The sequence below is a fragment of the Allobosea caraganae genome, assembly GCF_003351345.1.
Taxonomy (GTDB): Bacteria; Pseudomonadota; Alphaproteobacteria; order Rhizobiales; family Beijerinckiaceae; genus Allobosea; species Allobosea caraganae.
On sequence record NZ_QQTO01000024.1, the window covers coordinates 17424 to 40857 of the forward strand.

Here is a 23434-nt window from a genome sequence, read left to right on the forward strand (position 1 = left end):
TCAGAAACCCCAGGGGCCGCGCGGCAGCTGCAGACCGAGCAGATAGCCGAACAGGCCGAGCGTCACCGCGACGGAGACCACAGCCAGGAGGATCGAGGAGCGCCAGCTGCTCTGCTCGACGGTGCGCAGCAGGATCAGCATGGTGATCACGCCCGCGACCGCGAAGCCGAGATAGGGGATGCTCGCCGCCATGAAGGCGAGGCCGGCCAGCACGCCGCCGATGCGCCTCCAGCCGGTGCGATCGGGCCATTCGAGCCCGGTCACGGCGTTGCTCCTAGTCAGCATCAGGCCGACGCCGCCGGCGCAGACCAATAGCCCGGCGACGAAGGGAAAGAGGCCGGAGTCGGGACCGTACTGGCCGGTCAACCCGATACGCCAGGACAGCACCGCCGCACCGCCGCCGACCAGGATCCAGGTGAGGTTGACGAGCCGCTCGATCATGCCGGACGCCGCCCGGCATAGGCGTCCTCCAGCAGGGCCCGCACGCCCTCTATCGTTACCGGGCCGGGATTGAGGCCGTTATCAGTCTCGACCGTGATCTGCGCCGCCCTTTCGATATTGCCGCGGTCGAAGCCGACCTCCTTGAGGCTCGCCGGCAGGCCGACGCCGACCATCAGGTCGAACAGGGCCGCGCCGACATTGTCGACGCCCATCGCATCGGCCAGCCGCTTCATCTCGCGCGGCGCGTGGCGGGCGTTGTAGGCGGCGACATGGGGCAGCACGAGCGCATGCGAGAGGCCGTGAGCGATGCCGAACGAGCCGCCGAGGACATGGGCGACGCCATGCTGGAGGGCAAAGCCGCCGGTCAGCGCCGCGCCCCCGAGGAAAGCGCCGTAAAGCAGGTCGGTGCGGGCGCCGACATCGCCGGGAGAGGCGGCGACGCGCGGCATCGCCTTGGCCAGCACGGCCGCACCCTCATAGGCGGAGCCGACGATCAGCGGGCTGACGGTGGAGACGTAGATCGCGTCGACGCAATGGGCGAGCGCATTCATGGCGCTGGCCATGCTGACATCGACCGGAAGCCCCACCGACAATTCCGGATCGTAGATCACGGTCGAGGCGAGCATGTTCAGGCTCTTGTGCATGCGCTTCACGCCATCGATCGTGATGCCGCAGAAGCCCGTCATCTCGGAGCCGGAATAGGTGGTCGGAATCGCCACGATCGGCTTGGCGTATTCGAGCGCGATGCCCTTGCCGAGCCCGACGGAGGCGCCGCCGCCGGCGCTGACGATGCAATCGGCCTTGAGATCCGCGGCCAGCCCGCGCCCCCGAATGGCGAGCTCGATCGGCACCTGCGAGACCGCTTCGGGGATGATGCCACAGCAGCGATCCCCCAGGAGATCGGCGACGCGCTGGGCCAGCCCGGAGCGGCCGGGCGTCGAGATCACGACAGCGCGCTTGGCGCCATAGGCCTCGACCGCGTCTGCGACCCTGGCCAGCGAGCCGGCGCCGAAGATGACCCGCGAGGGGGTGGCGTTGTAGACGCCGCCCGGCAGCGCAAATTCACGTCTCGCATCGAAGAAGTTCGTCATGGTGCTCACCAATCCACGATCGTGCCGTCGGGCAGGATCGCCGTCGCGGTATGGAAGACTTCCTGCTTGAACGGGTGCTTGGCTGCCTCGCGCTCGTTGACCTCGACGCCGAGCCCCGCCCCTTCCGGCACGGCCCAGGCGCTGCCGGTGCGCTTCATCGGCACCGAGACGACGTCGTCGTACCAGGGCACGGCGCCGCTCATCTCCTCCTGGATGACGAAGTTCGGGGTGGAGACGTCGAAATGCAGCGCCGCAGCGCCGGCGATCGGCCCGTTAGGGTTATGCGGGGCCACGCCCATGAAGGCCTGCTCGGCCGCAGCCGCGATGCGCTTGCCCTCGAGGATGCCGCCGGTGTGGTTCAGGTCCGGCTGGACGATATGGCAGGCCTTGGCGGCGAAGAGCGGCTCGAACTCCTTGAAGCCGACGAGGCGCTCGCCGGTCGCGATCGGGCAGCCGGCGCGCTCGGTGACCAAGCGCATCGCCTCGGTGTCGCCGGGGATGACCGGCTCCTCGCAGAACATCGGGTTGTAGGGCGCGAGCTCCTCGATGAACTGGAGCGCGCCGGCGATCGAGGCCGGGCGACCGTGGAAATCGATCATGATGTCGACGCCGTCGCCGACGGCATCGCGCAGCGTGCGCATCAGGCGTCCGACATGTTTGCGGGCGGGGATGCCGACCGAGAAATGCGCATAGGGGATGAAGACGACCTTCAGCGCATCGTAGCCCTGCTCGACGACGGCCAGCGCCTTGTCGCGCAGCGCACCCTCGTCGAAGGTCTCGTAGACCGACTTCATGTCGCCGAGGCCGAGATGGGTGTAGACGCGTACGCTGTCGCGCGTCTTGCCGCCGAGCAGGCGCCAGACCGGCAGGTCGAGGCTCTTGCCGAAGATGTCCCAGAGCGCGTGCTCGATGCCGCTGATCGCCGTCGCGCCGATGATGCCGAGCCGGTAGTAGCTGTGCTTGTTGAGGATGCGGACGATCTGCTCGATGTCGCGCGGATCCTTGCCGATCAGCAGCGGCTTCAAGTCCTCGACCGCGCCGGTGACCGCGCGCGTCTTCCAGTTCAGGCTGGCCTCGCCCCAGCCATAGAGGCCGTCCTGGTCGGTGACGACCTTGACGAAGACCCAGTTCCGCATCTCGGCATTCACGACGAGGGTCTGGATGTCGATGATCTTGATCGGCTCGTTCACGATGCTTGTTTCCGGCTGATGGTCTGCGCTTCGGGCCAGACCTGATTGAGGAGAGGCTCGCCGGCCCTGAGGCGGCGGATGTTCTCGGCGATGATGCGATAGCGCCGGCCCGGCAGCGCCGTGGTCCAGGCCGAGGAATGCGGCGTCGCGACGACGTTGGGCAGATCGAGGAAGGGGAAGGCCGAGGGCGCGGGATTGTCCTGCGCGCCAGCGGGATAGCGGTACCAGACGTCGAGGATGGCCCCGCCGATCCTGCGCTGAGCCAGCGCGTCATAGAGCGCGGCTTCGGCCACGATCTCGGCGCGCGAAACGTTGATGAGCACGCCCGAGGGGGACATCGCCGCGAGTTCGGCCGCCCCGATCAGCCCGCGCGTGCTCTCGCTCAGCGGACAAGCGAGCGCGACGTAGTCCGAGAGGCCCAGCAGCCGGTGGAGATCGCCTGGCGGAATGCGCTCATCGACCAGCGCAGCGTAAGAACCGATCGAGCGATCCAGTGTCGCGATGCGCATGCCGAAAGCCCTTGCCCGCTCGGCGATGGCGCGGCCGATCCGGCCGAAACCGATAATGCCGAGCGTCTTGCCAGCCAGCTCGCCATGCGGCTTGCGGTTGCGATGGGCCTCGCCCCAGCCCGCCGCAGTGAAACGCATCGCGTCGGGCCGGATCTCCCAGCCCAGCATCGCATGCAGCACATATTCGGCGATCGGGATCTCGTGCTCGAAGACGTTGCAGACACGGCAGGCAGGCTGGAGCGCCGGCAGGTCGATGCCGTCGAGCCCCGCGCCGGGAACGTGCAGCAAGGCGAAAGGCGGCGCGCCATCAGGACGCTTGAAGCGGATGCTGACGACGACGTCGTCGGACGCGATGCGCGAATCGAACTCGGCCGAAGCCGTCGCCTCGCGCGGCAACGTCACGATGTTCACGCCCGGAAGAAGCGGCGCAAGCACATCCTGCTGACGCGCTGCATCGCCGATCAGCACGACCTTCATGCCGTGGCCCCGGGCGCACGGCCAGCGAAGCGGCCGCAGCCGGAAGGCAAGCGACGAAGTCGCAAGACCATGACGTTTCCTTTCCCGACACAACGCAATCCGGAGCCTCGCCGGCGCCTGCGGATGGCTTCTGACTCATTTTGCGGAGCGCTTTCGCACCCGTCATCGCGGTCGTTTAATGCCCGATGTTTCGTGCATAATGCACGATATCAGGCAGTGCGCAATCCCTTCGCCTTTGGTTTATAACCATCCCAAGCCGCTGGCATTCTTAGGCTGTTTCGTACTAGAATCGTGCACGATCGCCGAAAGGACCGCCATGACGGTGAAAATGCCCCCAAGAGCACTGGTACGAACGACCGTCTCCGAGCAGACCTACGAGGACATCAAGGAGCGCATCATCGACCAGACGCTCCCGCCGGGAGCGCGCCTCAACATCGACGCCCTCGCGCGCGAACTCAGCGTCAGCTCGACGCCGATCCGCGAGGCGCTGGCCCGGCTGGAGCGCGAGCAGCTCGTCTCGCTCGAACTCTACGCAGGTTACTCGGTCGCCCCGCCTCCGCAGCCGGAATATCTCGAAGGGCTGCTGGATTTCCGCATCCTCTGGGAAGGCCATTGCGCCCTGATCGGGGCACCCAAGAAGCGTCCGGAAACGCTGAGGGCGATGGAGCAATCCTACAAGAAGATGGGCTCTATCCGGCGGCTCGGCACCAAGTACCGCGAATACCGCAAGTTCACCGACGAGGACGCCCGCTTCCACCAGGCCATCATCGACAGCGCCGAGAACCCGGCCATGTCGAAGATCTACGGCGGGCTGCATATCATCCTGCTGCAGTCGCGGCTTTACCTCACGCGCAGCGCGACGGGCGCGCCATCAGAACAGGTGCTGGGCGAGCATCAGCAGATTCTCGAAGCCTTTAACGCCGGGGACGGCGAAGCCGCGCAAACGGCCATCGCGTCCCACCTCGAAGCTGGACGTTCGCGATTGAAGCGGGCGGTCAAAGAGACCGATCCACGGGTGCTGGATGATCGCGGGCAACGCAGCTAAATTTATAGAATTGCGTTTCATGCACTCGACGCTAGAGCCTTCCCCTGTGCGGCGTTGCGCACTGTAACGACCGCGCGGCTATCGGGCTGTAGGATAAGCTTCGCCTGCTCGCGGCCGAACGCGCAGGCCAAACCATGACGAGAAGGTGATCACCCCTGACGCCGGTTGGGGGGTCCCATCGGTGGACTTCGAGGGTGAGGAGCCCGTAATCTCCGACAACAGGTTCAGGCCCGCGGGCCGCTCGAGCGGCCGCTTCGCACTCGATCAAGGCTGCTGCCCGCCTCACACCCACAGCGAAGGAGCAGACAATGAGCGGCAAGATCATCGTCGTAGATCGCAGAGCCCTCTTGGCCGGCGCGGCCGCGGTCGGAGGCGCAAGATTGCTACCGAGCTTCGTCACGCCCGCCGTTGCACAGTCGTCGACGAGCAGCTCGTTTTCGCCAACGGAGACCATGCCCGGCGGCTCCAATAATTACATCGCCAATGCACCGCTGGTTCAAAATCTCGGCACCGGCTTCGTCGCCTCGGGGGTGGTTCGGAGAGCGGGCGACGGCGCGCCTCTTTCAAATGTCCGCGTTCAGATCTGGGCGGCCACCGAGCGCGGCGGAGAGCGTGTGACAAGCAACCGGGGTAGCGTCATGACCGGGCCGGACGGCACCTACCGCCTCGAAATCTCGCCGATCGTTCCGCAGTTCGGGCAGCCGCACATCCATATCGCTTATGACGATCGTGACTTCGCGACATTGTTCCTCCGGCCGGTCCTGAGCAGCCGGCACGACAAGAGCATCACGGCTGATTTCGTCCTTGCGCTTGCCTCTTCGAATGAACCGCGTCGTAGCTGACGGGCGCCGCCGCACCACAGCATGGATCGTCGTGGCGGCCGTCGCGGCCGTGCCAGTCATTGCCGCCGCAGCCAGTCCGCTGCAGGGCGGGCGGGAGTTGCTGTGGATCACTGGCGGCATGGCCGGGGTTGTCGCGCTGAGCCTGCTGTTCGTGCAGCCTCTCTTGATGGCGGCGGCCCCGCCATTGCTTACTGCGAGAGGCGGTGTCCGCTGGCATCGCTGGGGCGGGATCGCCATCGTCACCATGGTAGGCCTGCATATTGGCGCTCTTTACGCCTACAGCCCTGAGGACATTACCGACGCCTTGCTGTTGGTCGCACCGACGCCATTCTCGCTCTACGGGGTGATCAGCCTGTGGTGCCTGGTGTTGACCGCGGCTTTGGCCGCGACGCGCCGTGTTCTTAAGCTGGGCTACAAGCCATGGCGCATCCTTCACAGCGGCCTGGCAGTTGCGTTGGTCGGAGCCGGCGCGATCCACGCCATCCAGATCGAAGGGGCGATGGAGGAGTACTCCAAGCTGGCGATCTGCATCGCGGCGTTGACCGCGACGACGGCCGGCGTGCTCGAGGTCAACGTGCTTGCCCCAATGCGCCGCCGGCGGGTGCTGCGAGACACCAGGTCGTCCGGGCGCGGATAGCCGACATTCAGCGATGGTTCGGATCCAGACATTCCTTACCCTGGCTGCAGCATCGGCGGTCGCGCGGGAACAACGGGCCGAGCGGAGCCGTTCCTCCTAGCGGCCCGTTTCGGGCCAGGGGAGATCGATATGCTTCGTTCCGCTTGCTGGACCGTCCAGGCCGCTGCTTTGACCATTGCCCTGTCGGCAGGGGCGATGGCGCAGACGCTTCCGCCGGCCGGACAAGCCAGTCCCGGCACCGGCCCTACGACCACCCACCCGAGTCAGATCGACAAGGGGCAGAACAGCATCCTGCCCTCCGCCGGGCGATCGGGCCCGTCCGCCGCGCCTACCATGGTCTATGATTGTCAGGCAAAGCCGGAGGATTGCACGGTCCCCGCAACACCAGGCGACAAGGCCGGCGCGTCACGCACCAATCCGATCAAGCCCTGAGTATTCAGCGGATGAAGCCGGGCGGCCCCGTCGAAATTGAAACGCCTATCGGCGCGACCGATTTCGACCGTCTCTGGCCTAGATCGCCGTGCATCCTTTTGGACGCAAAGTGGCGATCTAGGCTTTTGTTACTGCATCGGATCTTTCCGAAAATCAGCGGGCAGCAGCTCTTCTTCCCCAACGCCACCGCCAGCGGCGCGTAGGCGGACCGCGCGTTCGCCAGTCCGAAACGACAGCGCCCGGCCGAAGCCGGGCGCGAAAGCGCTACGAAGCTATGGACGGATCACTCGGCCGGCTGCGGCGCCTGCGGGTGAATGCTCGCCTTGACCCTCTCCTCCTCGACCCAGAGCGAATGGTGCTCCTTGGCCCAGTTGAGATCGACCTCGCCGGTCGTCATCGCCTCTGAGGCGCCCTCCATGCCGATCGTCCCGATATAGATATGGGCGAAGATGACGGCGATCAGCAGCACGCCGGCGACGCCGTGCACGATGTTCCAGAACTGCCCGCCCAGCACGCCGCCGGCATAGTAGGGGAAGAGCAGGTAGAAGCCCGACAGCGACAGCGTGCCGCCGCCGATGATCACCGCCCAGAAGATGCCCTTCTGACCCGCATTGAACTTGCGGGCGGGGGGATGGTCGCTGCCGATGATGCCGCCGCCGCGGCGAATCCAGTCGATGTCGATGCGCCCGGGAATGTTGTGCGCGACCCACATCAGGAACATGAAGGCGAGCCCGAGCATGAAGGGCCATGCCAGGTAGTTATGGGCGTATTTCGCCCATTGCGAGAAGGTGGCGAAGACGCCCTCGCCGAAGAGCTGCGGGAGCAGGAACTTGCCGAGGGTGACGTTCAGGCCCGACAGGCCGAGAATGATGAAGCAGCTGGCGACCATCCAGTGGACGAGGCGCTCGAAGGCCGAGAAGCGCAGGACACGGATGCCGGAGATGCCGTGCAAGATCCGGATCTTGCCCCGCACCAGGTAGAACAGCACCAGGACGGCCAGCATGCCGAGGATGGCGATGGCCGCGATCCAGTGCATCAGGCCCTGGTGGACGCTGCGCCAAGCCTGGCCCTGCGGCTGGATCAGGTTGCTGGCATTGGTGTCCGGGATGGTGATGCGCCCGTGCAGGGTCGTGCCCGTGCCGGGCGTGCCGGCGCGCAGCGCCTCCAGCAACTGGCGCTCCTGCACCGAGGAGGCCGTCGGATTGACCGAGGACGGCTGCTGCTGTTGCTGCTGCGCGATGGCCGGCGCACTGAGCGACAGCGCCATGGCGACGGCGAGAGGTGCAACGAGAGACCGAAGCGAGCTGCGCATCCGGAAGATCCTCCCTGCGGGAGGTCCGCCGCAGCGGCCACCCGGATTAGACAAGCAATGGGACGGCGGCGCGGACGCCGCCGCGCGGATCAGGTGGCGATCGTTTCCTTGTAGGCCGTCTGCCAGCCCCAGGCGCCCGAGCCATAGCCGCGCTTCAGCACGCGCTCCTTGTAGATGGTCGCGATCATGTCGCTGTCGCCGGCGAGCAGCGCCTTGGTCGAGCACATCTCGGCGCAGAGCGGCAGCTTGCCCTGGGCCAGCCGGTTGGCGCCATAAGCGGCGTATTCGGCGAGCGAGTTGTCGGCGAGCGGGCCGCCAGAGCAATAGGTGCACTTGTCCATCTTGCCGCGCGAACCGAAATTGCCGACGCGCGGATATTGCGGCGCGCCGAACGGGCAGGCGTAGAAGCAGTAGCCGCAGCCGATGCAGAGCTCCTTGGAGTGGAGCACCACCGCGTCGGCCGTGGTGTAGAAGCAGTTGACCGGGCACACCGCCGCGCAGGGCGCGTCGGTGCAGTGCATGCAGGCCATCGAGATCGAGCGCTCGCCGGGCTTGCCGTCGTTGATGGTGACGACGCGGCGCCGGTTGATGCCCCAGGGCACGTCGTGCTCGTTCTTGCAGGCGGTGACGCAGGCGTTGCACTCGATGCAACGGTCAGCGTCGCAGAGGAATTTCATGCGGGCCATGGCTCGGTCCTCCCCCTCACGCCGCCTGGATCTGGCAAAGTGTGGCCTTGCCTTCGTGCATGCCCGTCACCGGGTCATAGCCGTAGGTGGTCACGGTGTTCACGCTCTCGCCGAGGACGATCGGATCGGCCCCCGGCGGATAATTGCCGCGCTGGTCCACGCCCTGGTACCAGCCGCCGAAATGGAACGGCATCCAGGCGACGCCGGGGCCGACGCGCTCGGTCACCAGCGCCTTGACCCTGGCGCGACCGCCCTCGGGACCGGCGACCCAGACCCATTGGCCGTCGACGATGCCGCGCTGGGCGGCGTCACCCGGATTGACCTCCACGAACATGTCCTGCTGCAGCTCGGCGAGCCATTTGTTGGAGCGGGTCTCCTCGCCGCCGCCCTCGTATTCGACGAGGCGGCCCGAGGTCAGGATGATCGGGAAGCTCTTGGCGATGCCCTTGTCCACCGCGCCCTTCTGATAGGTCGTATGGAGGTTGGGCATGCGCAGGTTGCGCTCGTCGGCGCGGGCCGGATACTTCGCCACGAGGTCGGGCCGCGGCGTGTAGATCGGCTCGCGGTGGATCGGCACCGGGTCGGGCAGGTTCCAGGCGATGGCGCGGGCCTTGCCGTTGCCGAAGGGGCAGACGTTCTTCGCCAGGCAGACGCGCTGGATACCGCCGGAGATGTCCGTCGCCCAGCTGACGTTGCCGGGGTTGGCGCCGCCGATCCGCTCGATCGTAGCCTTCTCCTCGGCGGTGAGGTCGGCATCCCAGCCCAGGCGCTGGAAGACGGCGTAGGTGAACTCCGGATAGCCGTCCTGGATCGGCGAATCGAGATTCCAGGAGTTCTGGGCGAGCAGCGTCTCACCGTTGCGCTCGAGGCCGAAGCGCGGCCGGAAGGCGCCGCCGCCATCCATCATGCGCAGGTTGGTGTTGTAGAGGATATGCGTGCCGGGATGGCGCACCTCCGGCTTGCCCCAGCACGGCCAGGGCAGGCCGTAATAGTCGCCGCCGATATCTGCCAGTTCTTTCGGCGCGCGCAGCGAGACGATGTCGAACTTGTCCTGGTTCGCCATATGCGCCTTGAGGCGCTCCGGCGACTGGCCGGTATAGCCGGTGGACCAGCCGCCACGATTGATCTCGCGCAGGAGCGATTCGGCGGAGGGCTCGTCGCCGAACTTGCCCTTCACCAGCTCGATGTTCTTGAACATCTCGGTGGCGAAGCCGAGCTTCTGGGCGAACTTGTAGATGATCCAGTAGTCGTTGCCCGACTCGAAGATCGGCTCGACGATCTTCTCGCCCCATTGCAGCGAGCGGTTCGAGGCCGTGCGCGAGCCGTCGCACTCGAAGCTGGTGCAGGCGGGCAGGATATAGGTGCCGTCGCGCCGGTTGTGGAGCGAGACGAAGTTGGTCGGGTGCGGATCGACGATGACGAGCAGGTCGAGCTTGCCGAGGCCGTCGACCGCTCCGGGCACGCGCGGAATGGTGTTGCCGCCATGGCCCATGACGAACATCGCCTTGATGTTGTCCTTCTGGTCGACCTGATCGGACGGCAGCAGCGTGGCGTCGAACCAGCGCGTCGAAGGCAGGCCCGAGACCTCCATGTTCTGCTTGCCGGTCCGCGCGGCGCGGCCGGCCTTGGCCGGCACGTCGTCGAAGCGCGAGACGAAGTAGTCGTAGGGCACTTCCCAGACATTGGCCCAGTGCCGCCAGGCGCCTTCGACCAGGCCGTAGTAGAGCGGCAGGTTCGTGACATCCAGGCCCATGTCGGTCGCGCCCTGCACGTTCGTGTGGCCGCGGAAGATGTTGGCGCCGGTGCCGGGCGCGCCGACATTGCCGGTGAGCAGCAGCAGCGTGCAGTAGGCGCGGACGTTGGCGGTGCCGACCGTGTGCTGGGTCGCGCCCATGCACCAGATCAGGGTCGACGGCTTCTCGGTGGCGAACAGCTTGGCGACGCGCTCGAGCTGCGCGCCCGGGACGCCGGTGACGTCCTCGACCGTCTTCGGGTCCCATTTCTCGACTTCCTTGAGCGCCTCGGACATGCCGTAGACGCGCTTGGCGAGGAAGTCCTTGTCCTCCCAGCCATTCTTCACGATGTGCCACATCAGGCCCCAGATCACCGGGATGTCGGTGCCGGAGCGGATGCGGACATATTCCGTCGCATGCGCCGCGGTGCGGGTCATGCGCGGATCGATGACGATCATGTTGGCCCGGTTGATCTCCTTGCCCGTGAGCACGTGCTGGAGCGAGACGGGATGGGCCTCCGCCGGGTTGCCGCCCATGATGATCATGGTCTTGGCGTTGCGGATGTCGTTGTAAGAGTTGGTCTGGGCGCCGTAGCCCCAGGTGTTGGCGACGCCGGCCACGGTCGTCGAGTGGCAGATGCGGGCCTGGTGGTCGACGTTGTTCGTGCCCCAGAAGGCGGCGAACTTGCGGAAGAGATAGGCCGCCTCGTTGGTGAACTTGGCCGAGCCGAGCAGGTAGACGGAGTCAGCGCCGGACTTGGCCCTGATATCCAGCATCTTGTCGCCGATCTCGCTGATCGCCTGGTCCCAGCTCATGCGCTGCCACTGGCCGCCGACGAGCTTCATCGGGTACTTCACCCGACGCTCGCCATGGACGATCTCGCGGACGGAAGCCCCCTTCGCACAATGCGAGCCGCGGTTGATCGGGCTTTCCCAGGCGGGCTCCTGCCCGGTCCAGACGCCGTTCTGCACCTCGGCCCTGACCGTGCAGCCAACCGAGCAATGCGTGCAGATGTTCTTCTTGATCGTGACCGGAACGCCAGGTTGCGGCCCCTCGATCGCATCGGCCCGGCGCACCGAGCCGAGCGTCAGCGCGCCGACGGCGATGGCGCCGGCGGCGGTGAGGCCGGAGCGGGCCAGGAAGGTACGGCGATCCATGACGCCCGAGGTCAGGCCGCCGGCCAGACCGGCGAGGCGGGTGCGGGCGGCGTCCTGGGACTTGCGCTTGATCAGCATGGCTGGAGCCCCTCAGTAGCGGTTGGTGCGGTAGAAGGCCTGCACGTCCGGCGCGTCCGGCTGGTAGCGCGCCTTGGTGCGCTCATCGCGGCTCTCGCGCTCGGACGCAGGCTGCGCCTCGGCCGGCTCGGCGGCGACCACCACCACAGCCGCGGACGCAGCACCGGTCATTGCCTTCAGGACGTCGCGACGGCCCGGAGCGGCTGCGACCCTCGGTTGCTTGGCATCACCAGACATCTCGCATCCTCCACGCCGTCCCCCAACGCCCTCAGGCGTCGAAGGAGAAAGCCTCTTCTTCGATTTCCATGAACAGCCGGCCCACCGCGCCGACCGCAGCGTAGAAAGGCCGGTCCCGCATCTGCTCCAGATCGGCGAAGAAACGCGCCGCCCAGGGCTGCAGATGCGTGGCGAAGAAGGCCTTCTCCGCCTCATAGCCGTCGCCTATGGTCCGCATGGCGAGGTTCGACATCACGTCGAACAGCAGCGCGATGTGGTCCTCCGGCTCACGCGATTCATCGCCCCGGATGATGCCGAGCGCGACGAAGGCGCTGCGCACCTCCGCGAGCGGCCGCTCGTGCAGGAAGCCGGTCAGGTAATAGGAGGCGTAGGGCAGGAGCTCGCCGCGCCCGACGCCGATGAACAGGTCGAAGAACTCGCGGTCGACGGTCTCGAACGAGCTGTCCGCCGCGGCCTCGGCGAGGGCCAGATGCGCCAGGCCCAGCGGCGAGGCGTCGCCCTTCAGCGCCGCGACCTGCTTGAGGACAGCAGCCGTCGGGACCTTGAACAGCAGCAGCGCGAGCAAGCCGTATTCGGCGGCGCGCAGGCGGTCCATCTCGTCGATCGCGGCATCGTCCACCTTGCCCCGGGCCGTTTCCATGGCCAGCGCAAGGCTCGGCCTGGCCTCCCCAAAGAGGTCGGGCCTCAGGCGGCTGCGGCCCACGCCGGAGACACGCTCGACCTCCAGCACGCGCTCGGAGGGGACGCGATTCCAGCTCGATACGGAAGGCTGCGAAATGCCGAGCGCACGGGCCAGGGCGCCGACGCCGCCGACGGCCTTGATCGCTTCCTCGAGGCTGTCTTCACGCAAAGCCGTTCGCTCGTTTCGTTCGGCCAGACCCTGACGTTCATAGCCATAGCCTGTACCTGTTTCTTACTAGAATAGGTACAAGCTATGACCTTCGCAGGCAAGTTGCATAGGGCGGGCCTAACCTGGAAGCGCGCTCCCGTGACGGCGTCCGGGCGGCCGCGCCAGCGTTTCATCGGCCGGGGTGTTGTGCGGTGCGGTAGCTGCGCGGTCAGGTTGTGCGACGTCAGGCGCGGGCAGCTGGGCGATCGGCTGTTGCGGCAGGCGGTTTCCAGCAGGGCCGTCAGACTTTCGGATGATGCGCTCTCGCTGCGCCGCAGCATCGTTACCGGGCTCGTCCTCGTCCCCCTGCGACAGATTGCCGTCATCATCTCCGGCAGTCCCGCAGGAGTCGGCCGGCCGGCCGCGCAGCAGCGCGCGGTCGAACATCTCGGACACCTCGCGCACCATCTCCTGAGTCGTCTCGATCGTGCCGAAGCCCGGCGCGCCGCCGGGAGTGTTGTAGTCATGGGCGTAGTCGAGCGCCGGGCTGACATAGTCGCGGATGGCGGGGTCGAGCAGCCACATGCGCTGGAGCGCGGCATTGCGCAGCGCGTCCGGCACCCAGGCCTGCATGAAGACGGCCAGGTTCTGGCCGGGCACGAGGTCCTCGACGCGCGGCAGCTCGGCGATGAGCTCCTCAAGCGGCTTGCCATCGGGCAGGCTCACCTCCTCGGACGAGGGCGCCGAAACCGAAGCCGAGCCGGCCTCCGTCCGGGGCGCAGGCTCCCCTTCCCGCTTCAGCCGCGACCAGCGCGAGAGGAAGCCGTCGCGCGCCTCGCTCACGGGCGCCTCCCGGTGCCCTGCCGCAGCGGGTGGCCGATGCCGTATTCGGGCTGCTCGGCATCGGGGTCCTTGCGGTCGCGCTTGCGCTTGTGGAAGGGCTGCTCGACGTGATGCGCGTCGATGAAGGCCTGCAGTTCAACCGCGATCTCATGCGGCATCGGCAGCGCCTCGACCTTGTCGGTGATCACGTCGACGAAGGACTCGCCCTCATAGGGATCGACGGTCACGCCCGCGACATGCCAGGCGCCCTCGTGGCTCTCGCGCAGGGCCACCCAGACCGCTGGCCGTCCCGAGACCAGGTTGTCGCGATAATGCGAGGTCTCGCCGGAATGGAAGGCGAGTTCGGCCTCGCCGAGATACCAGCGCTCGACGCTGCCTTCAGCCCCGATCAGGGAGCGCGGCTCGACTGCGGGCAGGCCCGGCAGGACCGCCTCCGGCAGCCATTCGAAATCGACCCAGGGGTTGTTCAGCTTGCGTTTGACGGCGACGATGCCGACGCTCAGGTGACGAACGGCCATGGGCGTTTCCTCAGGCTGCCAGCGCGCCGGCGAGCGGCAGGCCGACGATCAGGTTCTGCGGCTTGACCCGCAGGATCATATCCTCGGTCAAGGCCATGATGAGATAAACCGGCTTTCCGGCGATCTTGGGATCGACGGCGCGCGGATCGGCGAAATCGAGCCGGAACAATCCGCAGATGCGGGCGCGCTCGGTCGCATCGGGCTCCTCGCCGCGCCAGAGCCGATTGCCGATCGCCGTGGCCTCGGCATCGAGCCCGACGAACCAGCGCCAGTCCGCATCCTCGACCCGCTCCGCCGGGGCGATCCGCGTCTCGACCCCCAGCATGTGGGCGATCCAGGTTTCGAGGACGCGGCAGAAGGCCTCGCGCGAGCGCGCGTCGCCGCCGATGTTCAGCACCATCGAGAAGGCGTCGGAGCGCGACCAGTAGCTCGGGGCGGTCTCCTCGGTCATCACGTCGAGCTCACTGAGCGCGTCCTGACCCATCATCGCCGCGAGCGGGGCGGTGTGCAGGAGGGACTGGCGCTCGGCATCGAGCTCCTCGATCAGCTCCTGATCCGCGAGCAGGAGCGTGTCGTCCTTCAGCGAGCCCTTCTGCGCGCGGAACAGCAACTCGGCGGCGCGCAGGATGAAAGGGTCCTCGCAGCCATCCAGCGCATTGCGCAGGATCAGGTGGACGAGCTGGTTGAGGAAGAGCGGCGGAATTCGCTGCGCGCCCTTGCGGACGATCGCGAGATAGGCGGCCTCGAGCGACGGGTGAGCGATCAGCCTGTCGCGGAAGCCGATCATGAACTGCCAGTTCTCGCGCGCATCGGCATCTGCGACGGCCTCGACCATCGCCCGAGTCACCGGATGGCGCGGCTCCTTCATCAGCAGCGCGTGCAAGCCGCGCTCGGCCTCGCAGGCCTCCTCGGGCGGCACCAGCTCCGGGCGAGCGAGATAGGCCAGGATCATCTCGTCGGTGATGGCGAGGCCGCCGCCCTCGGTGCGCCGGGTCATGTGATGTCCGGAGGAGACCCAGAATTCGGTGACGGTTCGGGTCTCGAGACTCATTTGCGCGTTTCCATCATGTCGATCAGGTCGACCCGCTCCTCGGCCCCGTCATCCTCGACCACCTCATGGAAGGAGAAGGCGCGGGCCTGGGCATGCAGGCCGTCGAGGCCGGGGACGCGCTCGCGCGCCGTCAGCGTGCGGTACTGCTCGCGCAATTCGCCATTCTCGACGCTGCGGTGCAAGGCGATGAGCGTGCCCTCCTCATGCTCCGCCAGCGTCATGGCGAAGGCGATCTCCTCTTCGGCCGCGATGCGGGCGGTGCCGAGATCGGGCGCGCCGAGCCTGGCGACGAGATGGCCCGCGAGCGCCTCGACGGCTGCCAACCGCTCCTCGGGGCGGATGGGCTGGGCGACGACCAGCGTCGAGAAGCCCAGGCTGTCGACGCCGACGAAGCCGGCGCGGAAGGCGGAACGCTCCTTGCCCGTCAGCTCCGCCGGATCGCGTCCCCAGAACAGGAAGGAGCCGGTCACCGCCCATTCGCCGGGCTCGGCCGCGGCCGGGAAGACGAAGCTGTCGGACGGGTCGAGCCGGATGGTGCGCAGCAGCTTCACAGCTTCGGCCCTCCGGTGTCGCGATCGAGCCAGGCGGCGGCCTTGAGCGCCGGCAGCAGCGGCAAGACCCGCTCGGACGGGCCGACCGCCGGGCGTATGACGAGGTCACCGGCCGGGGTCAGCGACAGCGCATCGGCGACGCGCTCCTTGTCGAGATGCTCGAGGTAGGCGCCGACGATCGGGCCGAAGCCCGAGGCCTGCCAGATATCGACCTGCCGCATGAAGAAGCGCGCGAAGCTCTCGATGATGACGGACGGGCCGGTGCCCTCGAAACCCTCGTCATCGAGCGCGGCGGCATTGGGCGCCTGCCCGGGTTCGGTCAGCCCTGGGAATGCGACCCGCACGGTGCCGGCGAAGACCAGCCAATCGGGCACCTCGTCCTCGGCGCAGCTTTTGGGCCAGCCGAGGCGCCCGCCGCCGACGAGTCCCGCGTCGAAGCGGATCGCATCCGGCCAGTCGAAGGTGACGGGCCGCTCCGGCGGGCAACTCGCGGCAATGGCCTGAAGCAACGCGTTCATGCCCAGGAAGAACGCCTTGCGCGCCTCGCCGAGCGGCGCCTCGGGCTCCAGGATGACGGCGAACTCGGCCATGTCGAAGCGCCTGATCCAGACGAGCGTGCCGGCGCCCTCCTCGGCCGCGATGCGGCAGGCATGGGCGAAGGCGTCGCCCGATTCGCGCAAGGCCACTGCCCGGAAGCCGGGTGGCAGATCGAGACTCGCAGGTGCGCGCAACGTGAACAATGCCATGAGGGGCCGGAAGCTGAAGCGGCGCGTCGTCACGCCCGTCTGGTTCTTTGGACCGTTTCAAATATATAGAGTTCACGCGCGGCTGGAAGAGCCGCAGCTCGGAGACGGCGATGACGGCAGGCACCATATTCCTCTGCTCCTGCGAGGAAACGATGCCTCTCCACGGCGAAACCGTGGCCAAAGCCTGCCGGACCAAGGTCCGCACGGCCGATCAGCTCTGCCGCAAGGAGCTCGACTTCTTCAAATCCGTCCTGGCGCAGGAGAGCGACGTCACGGTCGCCTGCACGCAGGAGGCCCCGCTTTTCGGCGAGACGGCCGAGGACCTCGGCTATGGTGGCCGGCTGACCTTCGCCAACGTGCGCGAACAGGCGGGATGGTCGGACGAGGCCCGCCAGGCCGGTCCCAAGACGGCCGCCCTGCTGGCCGCCGCGGCCGAGGAGATGCCGCCGATCCAGGCGGTGACGCTCGAATCGAAGGGCGTCGCGCTGATCTATGGCCGCGACGAGGTCGCCGTCGAGGCGGCCCGCCGCCTCTCGGCCGCGCTCGACGTCACCGTGCTGCTGACGCGGCCCGGCGAGGTCACGCCGCCGCGCGCCACCGAGTTCCCCGTCGTGAAGGGCACGATCACGACCGCCAGCGGCCATCTCGGCACGTTCAGCCTCAATGTCGACGACTATGCCCTGCCCTCCCCGTCCTCGCGGCGCAGCTTCGCCTGGCAGCCGCCGCGCAATGGCGCGAGCTCGACCTGCGACATCGTCATCGACCTGACCGGCGGCACGCCGCTTTTCCCGGCGCCCGAGACGCGGCCGGGCTATCTGCGGGCCGATCCGCGCGATGCGGCCGCGGTGGAGCGGCTGATCGGCGAGGCCGGCGGGCTGGTCGGCACCTTCGACAAGCCGCGCTTCGTCAGCTTCGATGCCGATCTCTGCGCGCATTCGCGCTCGAAGATCACCGGCTGCACGCGCTGCCTCGACCTCTGCCCCACCGGCGCGATCACGCCCGCTGGCGACCATGTCGCGATCGACCCGGCCATCTGCGCCGGCTGCGGCCAGTGCGCCGCCGCCTGCCCGACGGGCGCCGCCGCCTATGCCCTGCCGCCGGTGGACGCGCTGATGCGGCGCCTGCGCACGCTGGTCACGACCTATGCGGCGGCCGGCGGCACCGGCGCCGTGGTCCTGCTCCATGACGGCGACCACGGCCTGCCGCTGATCGACGCGCTGGCGCGGTTCGGCTCCGGGCTTCCGGCCAACGTGCTGCCGCTGCAGGTCAACGAGATCACCCAGATCGGGCCCGAGCTTCTTGCCGCCGCGCTCGCCTATGGCGCGGGCGGCATCGCGATCCTCGGGCGCGCCAAGCCGAAGCACGACCTGCTCGGCCTCCAGCGCAGCATCGCGACGGCCGGCACCATCGCCGCCGGGCTCGGCTATGGCAGCGACATCATCCGCCTGGTGGAGACGGACGATCCGGACGCGCTCGACGCCGCGCTGGGACAGCCATCGCCGGCGCGCGCGGCGCGGAAGCCCGCGACCTTCCTGCCGATGGGGACGAAGCGCGGCCTGCTCGAAATGGCCTTCCTCGAACTTCACGCCACGGCGCCCGCCCCGGTCGACCGGATCGCGCTCCAGCAGGACGCGCCCTTCGGCAAGGCGCAGGTCGATCTCGACGCCTGCACGCTCTGCCTGTCCTGCGTCTCGGCCTGCCCGACGGCTGCGCTGTCGGATCACCCCGACCGGCCATTGCTCTCCTTCACTGAGGCCCTCTGCGTCCAGTGCGGCCTGTGCGAGCGGACCTGCCCGGAGGACGCCATCACGCTGGTTCCGCAGCTCGATTTCGTCGCCTGGCGCGAGCCGAAGCGGGTGGTGAAAGAGGAAGAGCCCTTCCATTGCACCAGCTGCGACAAGGCCTTCGGCACGCGATCGACGATCGAGAAGGTCGCGGCGAAGCTCGAAGGGCACTGGATGTTCTCCGGCGCGAACGCGGCGCGACGCGAGGCCCTGTTCATGTGCGAGGATTGCCGCACCGAGCGCATCGTCAACGAGAGCTTCGACCCCTATGCCGCACCGGCTCGGCCGGCGGTCGGCATCGCCGAGGATTATCGCACCGAGGCGAAGCCGGGAAAGAGTGGCCTCAACTGAGGCGGGACGCGCCGGGTCACTCAGCCCCAGTCGCCTTGGCGATGAAATCGACCAGCGCCTTGCGGTCATCGGGATCGACGACGCGCTGCTCGGGCATCTTGGTGCCCGGCGTATAGGCGTTCGGCCCGAGTTCGAAGAGTTTTGCGATCGTCTCCTTGCTCCAGACGATCGTCATGCCGCGCAGCCCCGGCGAGTAGTCATAGCCCGGTGCGGTGGCGATTCGCCGCCCGATCACGCCGTACAGCGTCGGCCCGGCCCGGTTGCCGCCATCGGCATCGAGCGTGTGGCAGGCCGAGCAGGCCCGGAAGACCTCCGCGCCCGGATGATCGGCGAACCGGGCTGTGGCCTCGGACGGGCGCGTCATGACGACGGCGCCGAGATGCTCCCCCGTCGCGGCGTTCCAGCGGCGCACGACGCGGTCGCCGCCGCCCGTCAGCAATTCGTCCGAGCCGGGCCGAAAAGCCAGCGACCAGACCGGCAGGCCGGGGCCGACCAGCACGCGCTCGACGCGGCGCGACGCGCGCTCGACGATGGCGACCGAGCCGCGGATGCCGGCCGCCGCGATCCTGCGCCCATCCGGGGACAGCGCCAGCGCGACGATCGGCGTCTCCGCCGCGGTCACCTCGCCGGCCCGGGGCCCGTCGGCCGCGAGGAATATCAGCCGGCCATCGGCGCCGCCCGCGACGATCTCGCCATCCGGCGCGACCACAAGGCCCGCTACCGGCTGCCCGGTATCGATGCTGCGCGCGACCCCGCCGTTCAGCGGGGTGATGCGGATGGTGCCGTCATGGCCTCCGGTCACGACGGAGCTGCCATCCGGCGCGAAGGCGACCGCGCTGACCGGCCCGCGATGCCCGGAAATCACCACGGCCTCACCGGATGCAAGCGGCGTCACGCGCGCCGTGCCGTCCCAGGAGGCGGAGGCGAGCAGCTTGCCGTCCGGGGACGGTGCGAGCGACGCGATCGGCCCGGAATGGCCCTCCAGCCGCGCCTCGGGCTCAGGCCTTCCGATGCGCCACAGCAGCACGCGGCCATCCTCGCCGCCTGTCGCGAAGCGGCCGTCCGGCAGGGCGGCCACCGCGTTGACCGAGCTGTCATGGCCGCGCAGCACGGCGAGCGCCTGGCTGCGCGCAAGATCCCACAGGATCGCCGAGGTATCGAAGGAGCCGGAGATGGCGATGTTGCCATCCGGCGAGACGGCGAGAGCGCGAACCGGGCCGCCATGGCCGCGCAGTTCCTGCGCTGCGACGGGCTGAGCGAGAAGCACGGCAAGGGCAAGCAACAGGCGAAACATGGTGAGGCCCCGTTGAGGACGCCCACAATCTACGCGAGGCGAAGCGCGATCAAGCGCGCCTTGCCGCCATTTCGGCGACCAAGCTCTCTTGGGCTAGCCCCCGCTCCAAACCGGTTGCGGCGCTCCAGCGCTTGAACGGATGGACTCAGATGCTACTTAGATCAGTGAAAAGCCGGATATCTCAGGGGGAACGCCATGAAGGTCATGCTTGTCGCATTTGTTTCGGCGGTGATCCTTGCTGCGGGAGCTGGGTTTCTCCTGAATTCCCGTGTTCAGGAAACGGCCGATGAGCGCTTCGTCGGGGCCGGCACCGAGCTAAGGCATAGCGAGGCCGGCTCCAATCTGGTCGGCAAGAACTGGAGCGGGCTGAACTTCCCCTCCGCCACGCAGTAATCGACGCTCTGCCCCGCGAGCGCCATCGGCTTCACGTGCGCGACGATGGGGGCATGAACCCATTATTCTCAAGGAACGGCCAGCCTTCGCTCGTTCGAACGAAGCGCGCCAGCGCTCGCGCGGCGACATCGGCCTCCTTCGCCACGGCAAGACCATAGTCGGCAACGACCGCGTATTGCGGTGGCAGCTCGATGACCGCCTCCTCGTCGCCGATCATGCGGACCGGCAGATGGTAGAGCGCCGCGAGACTGGCTTCGGTCATCACGTTGGCGAGTTCGCCGATGAGGTAGCGGTCGCCTTCGACCATCAGCAAGGCGCGGTCGGTGACAGCGAGTGCGTGATCGGGCCGATGCGCGGTGAACACCACCGTGAGTCCTTCCAAAGCCGCGATCCCCCGGATACGGCCCCAGTTCGGATACCGAGGGCGATCATCCAAGGCATCGCCCGAGCGCCTTGAGTTCCGCGACGGACTCTCAGATTCGGCGCGAAGACGTGGAGATGGGCGTGCTCTATGAGCCCTTGTCTTCTCAGGTATGCGCTTGACCGGGGCGCCATCCCGAAGGGAAATCGGTGATGACCCCGCGTTCGCGCGCCGCTCCGCGCCTAGGCCACCAGACTGAGCATTCCGCGTCGGTCATCCGCACCGGCCGGCCGATGCCGATAACGGCACCCAAACAACCACACCAGCTCCGGGACAAATTTTCATATGACATCGTCGGATTTTACCGCTTCGACCAGCACAAGACTTGTAAATTGGATCGAACGGATAGATATCATCTACATTCAAGTTTAAGTTGAGGAACAGAATGCCTGAAAACATGGAAGAGCTTCTCGGTCAAACGGCGGGGATCATTTCTGCCTACGTGGCGCACAACAATGTCCCCCGCGGCGATCTGGCCGAGCTCATCGCCAGCACTCATGCCGCACTTGCGAAACTTGGCGGCGAGCCCGCCCCCCTGCCGGTGGCGGCGCTGGTTCCCGCAGTCCCGATCAGGAAGTCCGTCACGCCGGACGCAATCATCTGCCTCGAGGACGGCAAGAGGTTCAAGTCGTTGAAGCGGCATTTGAGCAGCAAGTTCGACCTGACGCCGGAGCAGTATCGCGCGAGATGGGGGCTGCCCGCCGACTATCCCATGGTCGCGCCCAACTATGCCGAGGCCCGCTCGGCATTGGCGAGGTCAATGGGCCTGGGCCGAAAGGCCACGCCGATCGCGGCTCCCGCTCCCGATCCGGAACCAGCCAAACCGACGAGGGCGAAGCGGGCTCCTCGCGCAAAACAAAGCGCCTGATCCTGCCGGAGCCGATTTCCGTCGGCCGCCGGAATGTTTTGTATACGTTCTATAGCGGCTTGAAGGCGCCCTAAGAGTCGAGTCGGGCGCCTGACGGCCCCCCCGGTATCGACGCGCGATGCGTCGATACCGGGCCTGCCCCCTGAAAAGTGGCCCTCCCTGAAGTAGGCTTTTGAGCCTTTGGAGGATGCCAGGAATGCCGCAGAAGAAGCACAAGCCGGAAGAGATCGTCGCGAAGCTGAGACAGGTCGACGTGCTGCTATCGCAAGGACGACCGGTTGCAGAGGCGGTTCGAACGATCGGTGTTACGCCATTCACGCATTACCGGTGGCGCAAGGAGTTCGGAGGACTGAAGTCCGACCAGGTGAAACGCCTGAAGGATCTGGAGAAGGAGAACGAGCGGCTGCGGAAGGCCGTGTCGGATCTGACGCTGGAAAAGCTGATCCTCAAAGAAGCTCCCTCGGGAAACTTCTGAGCCCCGCCCGCCGTCGCCGCTGCATTGATCACGTCATGACGAAGTTCGGCGTATCGGAGCGGCTGGCGTGCCGGGTTCTGGGGCAACACCGTTCGACGCAGAGGAAGGTGCCGAAGGGGCGTGCCGATGATGCGGCGCTGACCGCCGATATCGTCGCGCTCGCCACGCAGTATGGCCGTTACGGCTACCGCTGGATCGCAGTGATGCTGCTGTCCGTTGGCTGGGTGGTGAACGTCAAACGTGTCGAGCGGATCTGGCGGTAGGAGGGGCTGAAGGTGCCTGCTAAGCAACCGAAGAAGGGACGGCTATGGTTGAACGACAGATCCTGCGTGCGTCTTCGCCCGGAGTATAGCAACCACGTCTGGTCCTACGACTTCGTCGAAGATCGGACGCACAACGGCCGCAAGTTCCGGATGTTGAATGTGATCGCCGAGTTCACTCGGGAATGTCTGGCGATCAGGATCGATCGGAAGCTCAAATCCACCGACGTCATCGACGTCTTGTCCGACCTCTTCATCCTGCGCGGCGTGCCGGGGCATGTTCGTTCCGACAACGGCCCGGAGTTCGTCGCCAAGGCAGTACGGGATTGGATCTCAGCCGTCGGTGCAAAGACCGCGTTCATCGAGCCGGGCTCTCCTTGGGAGAACGGCTACTGCGAAAGCTTCAACTCCAAGCTCCGGGACGAGCTTCTGAACGGCGAGCTGTTCTACAGCCTCGCCGAGGCGAAAACCGTCATTGAGAGCTGGCGCCTGCACTACAACACGAAGCGCCCGCACTCCTCGCTCGGCTATCGGGCGCCAGCTCAAGCTGCTTTGCTGTGGCCGGCTGCGCCACCCCAACCCGCTTCGTCGGCCACCTCAACCGTGGCAGCCAAGCCCACCATGCATTAGATTCGAACCGGGCCACCTAAGGGAGCAGGCCAGTCGAGGCTATGATCCATCAACTCACGACGAAAAGCGGACACACGTCTCGCTGATCGCCTTGAAACATCCGTCCGTGAATCGTGATCCGCTTTCGCTCGACCATTACAGTAGCTCGGCCGACTTCCAAGGTCATGCAGGAAGGCGCCAGGTTGAGCACCGGATCAGCGTCGGCCCAGTTATCAATAACTTGCAGTCGCAGCTTTGCCACCGATCTGCGCCGGGCACACGGTAACGACTCAGAATCTGACAGCGAGGTTTGCCTTGAATGCGTGATCCTGCGCGTCGCTTGCGAGTTGGCCGGTGTAGGACAGGCCCAGGGTCGCGGCCTTGCTGATGGCGAGGCCGAGCCCGGCCTCGACGAGGGCGGCGTTCTTCGCGATCGGCAGGCCCGCCACCGTGAAGGCGTTGCTTCCGGCGAAGGCGAGCGTCGCGGCCGGGTCGACATCGCCGAAGGCGTGGCGCCAGGCGAGAGCGCCGCGCAGGGTCAGGTCCATGCCCTGCATTGCAAAGCTGGTCGAGG

At 67.1% G+C, this 23434-nt stretch carries 24 protein-coding genes and 1 pseudogene; 8 read left to right on the forward strand and 17 right to left on the reverse strand.

The window, feature by feature from the left end; all coding sequences use genetic code 11:
- Genes DWF00_RS19620 through DWF00_RS19635 form a run of 4 tightly spaced genes read right to left on the reverse strand, consistent with a single transcriptional unit; the run spans nucleotide 1 to nucleotide 3708 of the window.
- On the reverse strand, nucleotides 1–441 hold the full coding sequence (locus DWF00_RS19620) for a tripartite tricarboxylate transporter TctB family protein (protein ID WP_114832784.1): 441 nt from the start codon (nucleotides 439–441) through the stop codon (nucleotides 1–3).
- Entirely contained in the window at nucleotides 438–1532 is a 1095-nt protein-coding gene (locus DWF00_RS19625) for a maleylacetate reductase (RefSeq protein WP_147283847.1), read from the reverse strand. Before DWF00_RS19625 ends, DWF00_RS19620 begins: the two co-directional genes overlap by 4 nt.
- A gap of 5 nt (nucleotides 1533–1537) precedes the next feature.
- The gene (locus DWF00_RS19630) at nucleotides 1538–2722 is read right to left on the reverse strand and encodes an enolase C-terminal domain-like protein (RefSeq protein ID WP_245974103.1); all 1185 of its coding nucleotides are present in this window, start codon (nucleotides 2720–2722) and stop codon (nucleotides 1538–1540) included.
- Nucleotides 2719–3708 (reverse strand): 2-hydroxyacid dehydrogenase, encoded by a 990-nt coding sequence (locus DWF00_RS19635; protein ID WP_114832786.1) that lies wholly within the window; start codon nucleotides 3706–3708, stop codon nucleotides 2719–2721. The genes DWF00_RS19630 and DWF00_RS19635 overlap by 4 nt, the downstream gene beginning before the upstream one ends.
- Nucleotides 3709–4024: 316 nt before the next feature.
- Between DWF00_RS19635 and DWF00_RS19640 the strand changes: the two genes are divergently transcribed.
- From DWF00_RS19640 to DWF00_RS29140, 4 genes are all read left to right on the forward strand, one after another.
- Nucleotides 4025–4753: a GntR family transcriptional regulator gene (locus DWF00_RS19640; protein ID WP_181832916.1), complete on the forward strand. Its 729-nt coding sequence runs from the start codon at nucleotides 4025–4027 to the stop codon at nucleotides 4751–4753.
- A gap of 308 nt (nucleotides 4754–5061) precedes the next feature.
- Nucleotides 5062–5595 carry a peptidase associated/transthyretin-like domain-containing protein gene (locus DWF00_RS19645; protein WP_181832917.1) on the forward strand — a complete coding sequence of 178 codons (534 nt, stop codon included), beginning with the start codon at nucleotides 5062–5064 and terminating at the stop codon, nucleotides 5593–5595.
- Nucleotides 5576–6232, forward strand: a complete 657-nt coding sequence (locus DWF00_RS19650; RefSeq protein ID WP_114832788.1) for a ferric reductase-like transmembrane domain-containing protein — start codon at nucleotides 5576–5578, stop codon at nucleotides 6230–6232. The genes DWF00_RS19645 and DWF00_RS19650 overlap by 20 nt, the downstream gene beginning before the upstream one ends.
- Nucleotides 6233–6361: 129 nt before the next feature.
- A complete protein-coding gene (locus tag DWF00_RS29140) occupies nucleotides 6362–6664 on the forward strand; it encodes a hypothetical protein (protein ID WP_147283848.1) in 303 nt (100 codons plus the stop codon).
- Nucleotides 6665–6947: 283 nt separating this feature from the next.
- On the opposite strand, the gene DWF00_RS19660 is transcribed toward DWF00_RS29140, so the two are convergent.
- The 10 genes from DWF00_RS19660 to DWF00_RS19700 form a co-directional block, all read right to left on the reverse strand.
- Nucleotides 6948–7976 (reverse strand): formate dehydrogenase subunit gamma, encoded by a 1029-nt coding sequence (locus DWF00_RS19660; RefSeq protein WP_114832790.1) that lies wholly within the window; start codon nucleotides 7974–7976, stop codon nucleotides 6948–6950.
- Nucleotides 7977–8065: 89 nt separating this feature from the next.
- Entirely contained in the window at nucleotides 8066–8662 is a 597-nt protein-coding gene (gene fdh3B / locus DWF00_RS19665; RefSeq protein WP_114832791.1) for a formate dehydrogenase FDH3 subunit beta, read from the reverse strand.
- A gap of 16 nt (nucleotides 8663–8678) precedes the next feature.
- Nucleotides 8679–11630 carry a formate dehydrogenase subunit alpha gene (locus DWF00_RS19670; protein ID WP_114832792.1) on the reverse strand — a complete coding sequence of 984 codons (2952 nt, stop codon included), beginning with the start codon at nucleotides 11628–11630 and terminating at the stop codon, nucleotides 8679–8681.
- 12 nt (nucleotides 11631–11642) lie between these two features.
- Nucleotides 11643–11801 (reverse strand): hypothetical protein, encoded by a 159-nt coding sequence (locus DWF00_RS29530; RefSeq protein WP_181832918.1) that lies wholly within the window; start codon nucleotides 11799–11801, stop codon nucleotides 11643–11645.
- A 97-nt stretch (nucleotides 11802–11898) separates the two neighbouring features.
- Complete coding sequence (locus tag DWF00_RS19675) at nucleotides 11899–12717, reverse strand: Cro/CI family transcriptional regulator (protein WP_114832793.1); 819 nt, start codon at nucleotides 12715–12717, stop codon at nucleotides 11899–11901.
- Between the two features lie 117 nt (nucleotides 12718–12834).
- The gene (locus DWF00_RS19680; RefSeq protein ID WP_181832919.1) at nucleotides 12835–13539 is read right to left on the reverse strand and encodes a DUF3306 domain-containing protein; all 705 of its coding nucleotides are present in this window, start codon (nucleotides 13537–13539) and stop codon (nucleotides 12835–12837) included.
- Nucleotides 13536–14057 carry a DUF3305 domain-containing protein gene (locus tag DWF00_RS19685; protein WP_114832795.1) on the reverse strand — a complete coding sequence of 174 codons (522 nt, stop codon included), beginning with the start codon at nucleotides 14055–14057 and terminating at the stop codon, nucleotides 13536–13538. Before DWF00_RS19685 ends, DWF00_RS19680 begins: the two co-directional genes overlap by 4 nt.
- A 10-nt stretch (nucleotides 14058–14067) precedes the next feature.
- Nucleotides 14068–15108 (reverse strand): DUF6352 family protein, encoded by a 1041-nt coding sequence (locus DWF00_RS19690; protein WP_114832796.1) that lies wholly within the window; start codon nucleotides 15106–15108, stop codon nucleotides 14068–14070.
- Nucleotides 15105–15659: a DUF6505 family protein gene (locus DWF00_RS19695; RefSeq protein ID WP_245974104.1), complete on the reverse strand. Its 555-nt coding sequence runs from the start codon at nucleotides 15657–15659 to the stop codon at nucleotides 15105–15107. Before DWF00_RS19695 ends, DWF00_RS19690 begins: the two co-directional genes overlap by 4 nt.
- Complete coding sequence (locus tag DWF00_RS19700; protein WP_114832805.1) at nucleotides 15656–16405, reverse strand: biotin/lipoate--protein ligase family protein; 750 nt, start codon at nucleotides 16403–16405, stop codon at nucleotides 15656–15658. The genes DWF00_RS19695 and DWF00_RS19700 overlap by 4 nt, the downstream gene beginning before the upstream one ends.
- A 152-nt stretch (nucleotides 16406–16557) precedes the next feature.
- Here DWF00_RS19700 and DWF00_RS19705 point away from each other — a divergent pair, with 152 nt between their 5' ends.
- Complete coding sequence (locus tag DWF00_RS19705; RefSeq protein WP_245974106.1) at nucleotides 16558–18540, forward strand: 4Fe-4S binding protein; 1983 nt, start codon at nucleotides 16558–16560, stop codon at nucleotides 18538–18540.
- 16 nt (nucleotides 18541–18556) lie between these two features.
- On the opposite strand, the gene DWF00_RS19710 is transcribed toward DWF00_RS19705, so the two are convergent.
- The gene (locus DWF00_RS19710) at nucleotides 18557–19834 is read right to left on the reverse strand and encodes a c-type cytochrome (RefSeq protein WP_114832798.1); all 1278 of its coding nucleotides are present in this window, start codon (nucleotides 19832–19834) and stop codon (nucleotides 18557–18559) included.
- A 195-nt stretch (nucleotides 19835–20029) separates the two neighbouring features.
- On the opposite strand from DWF00_RS19710, the gene DWF00_RS19715 reads away from it, so the two are divergent.
- Complete coding sequence (locus tag DWF00_RS19715) at nucleotides 20030–20227, forward strand: hypothetical protein (protein ID WP_114832799.1); 198 nt, start codon at nucleotides 20030–20032, stop codon at nucleotides 20225–20227.
- Nucleotides 20228–20258: 31 nt separating this feature from the next.
- Here DWF00_RS19715 and DWF00_RS19720 read toward each other — a convergent pair whose 3' ends face one another.
- Nucleotides 20259–20663 carry a hypothetical protein gene (locus DWF00_RS19720; protein WP_147283849.1) on the reverse strand — a complete coding sequence of 135 codons (405 nt, stop codon included), beginning with the start codon at nucleotides 20661–20663 and terminating at the stop codon, nucleotides 20259–20261.
- 370 nt (nucleotides 20664–21033) lie between these two features.
- On the opposite strand from DWF00_RS19720, the gene DWF00_RS19725 reads away from it, so the two are divergent.
- Together DWF00_RS19725 and DWF00_RS19730 are read left to right on the forward strand one after the other, a co-directional pair.
- Nucleotides 21034–21516 (forward strand): Ros/MucR family transcriptional regulator, encoded by a 483-nt coding sequence (locus tag DWF00_RS19725; protein ID WP_114832801.1) that lies wholly within the window; start codon nucleotides 21034–21036, stop codon nucleotides 21514–21516.
- A 196-nt stretch (nucleotides 21517–21712) separates the two neighbouring features.
- A pseudogene (locus DWF00_RS19730) lies at nucleotides 21713–22881 on the forward strand (IS3 family transposase).
- A gap of 269 nt (nucleotides 22882–23150) precedes the next feature.
- On the opposite strand, the gene DWF00_RS19735 reads toward DWF00_RS19730, so the two are convergent.
- Nucleotides 23151–23434 (reverse strand): autotransporter domain-containing protein (locus DWF00_RS19735; protein WP_114832807.1); only part of this gene is annotated, 284 nt, incomplete at its 5' end.